Below are 4,850 nucleotides of genomic sequence, written 5' to 3' on the forward strand. Positions count from 1 at the left end.
AAATTAATAGTTTTCATATAGAGATGGGACTACCTGTAACAGGAATAAGTTATTTCAACGTGTTTAGAGTATTGAAAAACAAAAAAATGCCCCTTATTCTTTTCAAGGGGCATTCAAGGGGCATTATAAAAGTTCTAAACTTCTAAATAATTCATTATCTTTTTCTTTGATTTTTTCTGTAATATGAACATATATTTTTTTTGTTATCATATCATTCTCATGACCTAACCTTCTTTGTATTTGGTCTAAAGAAACACCCATTTCTGCTAAAAAACTTGCGTGAGTATGTCTGAATATATGAAATCCATAATTTCCGGTATATTCTTTTAAAATTTTATGTAGTTGGCTGTAACTTGTATGTCGACCTTTCATATTTGTAAATATGATATTGGTATTATCTAATCCATGTTTTTTCTTTATCTCTTTTGTTTTATTTATACATTCTACAACAGCGTCATTAACTGCTAATTTCCTATATGAAGAAATGGATTTTGGAGTTTGAATATTCTTATTAAAAAGAGTTTTATCGACAGTTAATATATTATCATCATCTATGTCATCGTAATTTAATGCCATTGCCTCTCCTATTCTCAGACCGGTATTTATTAATAGAATAACTAGACAATAAATCATTTCACCATAATATGATTTATGGGATTTAATATCCTCTAATATCTTATTAACCTCTTCTTTTTCTAAATATAGTTTTTTATTGATACTATTTATCTTATCTGTTTTGTTTATTTTTTTAGATACTCTATTAAAAGGTTTATTTGGGAAATTTTCAATAAAATCATTTTCTTTTCCCCATGTCAACAAAATCTTTAAATATTTGATATTTGTTTTTGTTTGGCAGTCGTCTATAAGATTATTAATTAAAAGTGTATTGTTAATTTTAGACAATCTTATATCTTTATCTATAGCACTAAATAGATTATTAACTCCTCTTTTATAGGTATCTAAGGTGCTATTTTTTAACTCCACTTTATCCTTTAGAAATTCTTTAGATAATTCTCCTAGTGTTAAATCTTGATAAATATTTTTTTTATGCGTTAGTGTTTGCTTAGTCTTTTTTTCTATTTTTAAAATCAGTTCTTTTTGAGCAAGTTTTTCATTCTTTTTAGAGTGTTTTTCATATGTTACCGATACTCTTTGTCTTTTGTTTGTGATAGGGTTTTTAAATTCTTCTACATATTTAACTCTCCCATCATTTAATTTTTCAGCACGCATATATACCTCCTATTCATAGTAATGAACTGTGGCTACAAGCTTCCCCAATATTTTTATATCTTTCAAATTAAATACTTTTACATCAAAGTTTTTATTTTCAGGGGATAATATGACCGAGTTACCCTGTATAGTTATTCTTTTAAGGGTTGCTCTAGGTTCAAAGTCATTATCTTCTTGTATTTGGATAGCACCTATCTCACCATTTTTAATTATATCCTGTTTTTTAAAAAAAGCTATATCTCCATGATTAATACCTACATCAATCATTGAATCACCATTAACCTTTAATGCAAAATTAGCCTTTACAGAATCATCTACCTCAAAATAAAAATCTATATTTTGTTCAGCTAAAATCCCATTCCCTGCAGCAATTTCTCCTAAGACGGGTATTTTTCTAGTATTCCTCTCATTATATATAGGATTTTTCTCATTAATTTCTATATCTGTATTAATGATTTTACTCATGGATATGTTAAAAAAACTTGATACCTCTCTTATTATTTCAGCACTAGGGAGAACCTTTCCACTTTCCCATTGTGATATAGAGGAAGAACCTCTCCCTAACATATTTCCTAAATCAGACTGTTTTAGTCCATTCTTTTCTCTTAAATATTTTAAATTCTTACCGAACATAAGTTCTACCTCTCTTTCTTACATATATTATATCATAACTTTAATTATATTAAAATATAGCGTCAAATAAAATTTGAATTTTATTGAAGTTTTTGTTGACTTTAATTTAATTAAAATGATATAATAAGATAAAGTTGAATTAAATTAAAATGAGAACAAAAAAAATACAAAACTAAAAACCTAGTATATCTGTTGAAGTACAATTGAATAGAGAACATACCAACTTTAACTTATCATAAGGGATATTTCTATATCCAAGCTCATAGTTTTGATATCCAGTTTCTGTTATATTTAATATTTTAGCAACTTGTTTTTGTGTTAAATTTGATTTTAAACGGTATTTTTTTAGATTATTTTTTGACATTGTTTTATCCTTTCTAAAAAGATATCTTGTATTAGTATACATGATTTATACTAATTATACCATAAATGTAAATTATCTCAAAATTTAAAATACAAAAAGACAAAAAATAACTTGAAAAGCCAAATAAAATATGATATAATATAGATATAAAGTTTTCAAGAGACAATATTGGCTTTTTGAAATACGAAAACAAATACATATATTAAATTACAAATAAAACATGGTATGATATGTAGAGAGGAGGGAATATGAGTTGTATGAGGTTAAAAGATATTCAAAAAGAATACAGTATATCAAAGCCTACAGCTATAAGGTATCTTGAAGAGTTTGAGGAAGAAATATTAAAGGAAGATTCTAAAATACCAAAAAAGTGTGTTATATATTCAAATAATATCAGATGGGTAAACAAGAAAGCTTTTTACCATTTTATGCTGAACAGAGAAAGATTAAAAGATTCTATAGCAAGAAAAAGGGTTAAGGTTTTTAGCAGTAAAGATTATGAGGAGATTGTATAATGAATTTGATAAAGAGAGTATATGACCTAATAAAAGAAGAATACAACTTAAAGGACAAGGATTGTTTTAAAATTGATTATATTGGCTCAAAGCAATATTATATGGATGGGTATACCTTCTATGACGAAAAAGATAATATTGTTGATGAGATGATATTATTTTTTATTTTAAAATATGGAATATTAATAACAAGGAGGAATAATGGTTAAAAAAGAGTTTGAAAATTGGTTAGAAGATAGAGGCTTTATAAAAACACTAAAAGAAAACGTGTATTGTAAGTCAGCAGGAGATAAAAATATAATGTTATTTAAGATATTTGATAACTATTATATTTTTGAAGAGAGAGAATATAATCCCTTGACAGGTGATGATGAGACTATATATCTAAGTGAAAAGACAGATTTTTCATCTCTTGTATCCCCAAAGAGTAGAGATAATTGTTGCGATAAACAATTATTGCAAAAAGAGGATAAGTACATAGATGTTGAAAACGAATATAAGAGAACATTAGATGATTTAAAAATTGAAGATTTAGTTATAATGAGAAATATATCTAAAGAATATAACTGGATAGCTAGAGATTATTATGGAGGATTATATCTATATAAGAATAGACCTTTTAAGAATGGGAATATTTATGTTGAAAGTGGCACTGCTTTTAGTGGTACTGCTTTTAGGATAGATGGCATTTTGCATAACGCTTTTAATGACATCACTTGGAGTAACTCACCATATAAAATAATAAGAAAGGAAATTTAACATGAGAGGGTTTGAAGTTGTAAAGGAAAGTTTTAGAAAGAATGATATTTTTTTTATACCTGAAAGAAGCACAAAACATAGTGCAGGGTATGATTTTAAGGCACCACACAAAATAATTCTACATCCACATGAACATAGCAAGATTATTTCGACAGATATAAAAGCATATATGGCAGGAGATGAATTTTTGGCTTGTCATATAAGAAGTTCATTAGGAATAAAAAAAGGTATATCTTTAACAAATACAACAGGGATAATAGATTCTGATTATTATTCAAATAGAGATAATGATGGGAATATATGCTTCCAACTAAAGAATAATAGTGATAAAACAGTTATTATCGAGAAGGGTGATAAAGTATTTCAGGGAATATTTCAAAAATATCTTATAGCAGATAATGATAAAAATAACCTATTAAGAAAAGGTGGAATAGGAAGTACAGGTAATTAATGTGTAGAAAAATAGATTATCTTGTATGTGAAACAGATAAATACGAGTTACCCGTTTTTGTTGGAAATATAACCGAAGTAAGTGAGTTCTTAAAAATGAGCGTGAGTGGTGTAAGAAAAATGGCTGATAAAGGTAAAAGACAAGGAAAAGAATATCAGGTTGTTAAAGTAGAAAGGAGTTGTTTTTGATAGAGTATAAAAATATGAGAGTTGAGATATTAGATGTTGCCGGCATAGTCCCAGCATTAATAGGCATGAGAAATCCAATGAATAGTTGGCATTTAGGGGATAGTATTGACAAATCTGATTCAGAAAATTATAGAGTCAGCATAGGTGAAAACGATATGCGATTAGCACAGCAACTAATAAAAGCTGGAGATGAACATTGTAAATTTTTAAGACAAATACAAGTCTGGATGGATATAAAAGTACCTAGGTATATTTGGTCTGAACTAGATACATATAAGTTTAATACAAAAAATAGTTGCAGCACAATGCATAAATTACTTAACGATAAACATAAAATTGATTATAGCGATTTTTATATTGAAGATGATAGTATAAAACCATTAATGAACAATATAATAGACTCACTTAATGCAATAAGAGAAGAATATTTACGTACAAAAGATATTAAGTATCTAAGAATGGCAAAACAGATATTGCCCGAAAGTTTTTTACAGTTAAGAACTATGAACACTAATTATGCAGAGTTAAGAAATATAGTAAAACAAAGAAAAAATCATAGGTTAGATAAAGAATGGGAATTGTTCATAAAAACTATTAAAGAATTACCCTATGCAGATGAGTTTATTTTTTAGACTTTTAAAATACAAATTAAAAATATAAGCAAAGGAGAAAGTATATGGCAGATAATATTTCGAGTTTCAATTCATTCA

At 26.9% G+C, this 4,850-nt stretch carries 9 protein-coding genes; 6 read left to right on the plus strand and 3 right to left on the minus strand.

The window, feature by feature from the left end; translation table 11 throughout:
• Nucleotides 1–123: 123 nt before the first annotated feature.
• From F823_RS10790 to F823_RS0110210, 3 genes are all read right to left on the minus strand, one after another.
• The gene (locus tag F823_RS10790) at nt 124–1,230 is read right to left on the minus strand and encodes a tyrosine-type recombinase/integrase (RefSeq protein ID WP_019595759.1); all 1,107 of its coding nucleotides are present in this window, start codon (nt 1,228–1,230) and stop codon (nt 124–126) included.
• A gap of 9 nt (nt 1,231–1,239) precedes the next feature.
• The gene (locus F823_RS0110205) at nt 1,240–1,863 is read right to left on the minus strand and encodes a LexA family protein (protein WP_019595760.1); all 624 of its coding nucleotides are present in this window, start codon (nt 1,861–1,863) and stop codon (nt 1,240–1,242) included.
• Nucleotides 1,864–2,035: 172 nt separating this feature from the next.
• On the minus strand, nt 2,036–2,227 hold the full coding sequence (locus F823_RS0110210) for a helix-turn-helix transcriptional regulator (RefSeq protein ID WP_019595761.1): 192 nt from the start codon (nt 2,225–2,227) through the stop codon (nt 2,036–2,038).
• Nucleotides 2,228–2,484: 257 nt separating this feature from the next.
• On the opposite strand from F823_RS0110210, the gene F823_RS0110215 reads away from it, so the two are divergent.
• From F823_RS0110215 to F823_RS0110240, 6 genes are read left to right on the plus strand one after another with little or no spacing between them, the layout of a single operon-like run.
• Nucleotides 2,485–2,742, plus strand: coding sequence for a hypothetical protein (locus F823_RS0110215; protein ID WP_144019832.1), 258 nt, complete (start codon nt 2,485–2,487; stop codon nt 2,740–2,742).
• Nucleotides 2,742–2,951 carry a hypothetical protein gene (locus F823_RS0110220; RefSeq protein ID WP_019595763.1) on the plus strand — a complete coding sequence of 70 codons (210 nt, stop codon included), beginning with the start codon at nt 2,742–2,744 and terminating at the stop codon, nt 2,949–2,951. The genes F823_RS0110215 and F823_RS0110220 overlap by 1 nt, the downstream gene beginning before the upstream one ends.
• A complete protein-coding gene (locus F823_RS0110225) occupies nt 2,944–3,501 on the plus strand; it encodes a hypothetical protein (protein ID WP_019595764.1) in 558 nt (185 codons plus the stop codon). The genes F823_RS0110220 and F823_RS0110225 overlap by 8 nt, the downstream gene beginning before the upstream one ends.
• Nucleotide 3,502: 1 nt before the next feature.
• Nucleotides 3,503–3,952, plus strand: a complete 450-nt coding sequence (locus F823_RS0110230) for a dCTP deaminase/dUTPase family protein (RefSeq protein ID WP_019595765.1) — start codon at nt 3,503–3,505, stop codon at nt 3,950–3,952.
• Nucleotides 3,952–4,140: a hypothetical protein gene (locus tag F823_RS0110235; RefSeq protein ID WP_019595766.1), complete on the plus strand. Its 189-nt coding sequence runs from the start codon at nt 3,952–3,954 to the stop codon at nt 4,138–4,140. The genes F823_RS0110230 and F823_RS0110235 overlap by 1 nt, the downstream gene beginning before the upstream one ends.
• A complete protein-coding gene (locus tag F823_RS0110240; protein ID WP_019595767.1) occupies nt 4,137–4,772 on the plus strand; it encodes a hypothetical protein in 636 nt (211 codons plus the stop codon). Before F823_RS0110235 ends, F823_RS0110240 begins: the two co-directional genes overlap by 4 nt.
• Nucleotides 4,773–4,850: the final 78 nt, after the last annotated feature.

Source organism: Peptostreptococcus anaerobius VPI 4330 = DSM 2949, assembly GCF_000381525.1.
Classification (GTDB): domain Bacteria; phylum Bacillota; class Clostridia; order Peptostreptococcales; family Peptostreptococcaceae; genus Peptostreptococcus; species Peptostreptococcus anaerobius.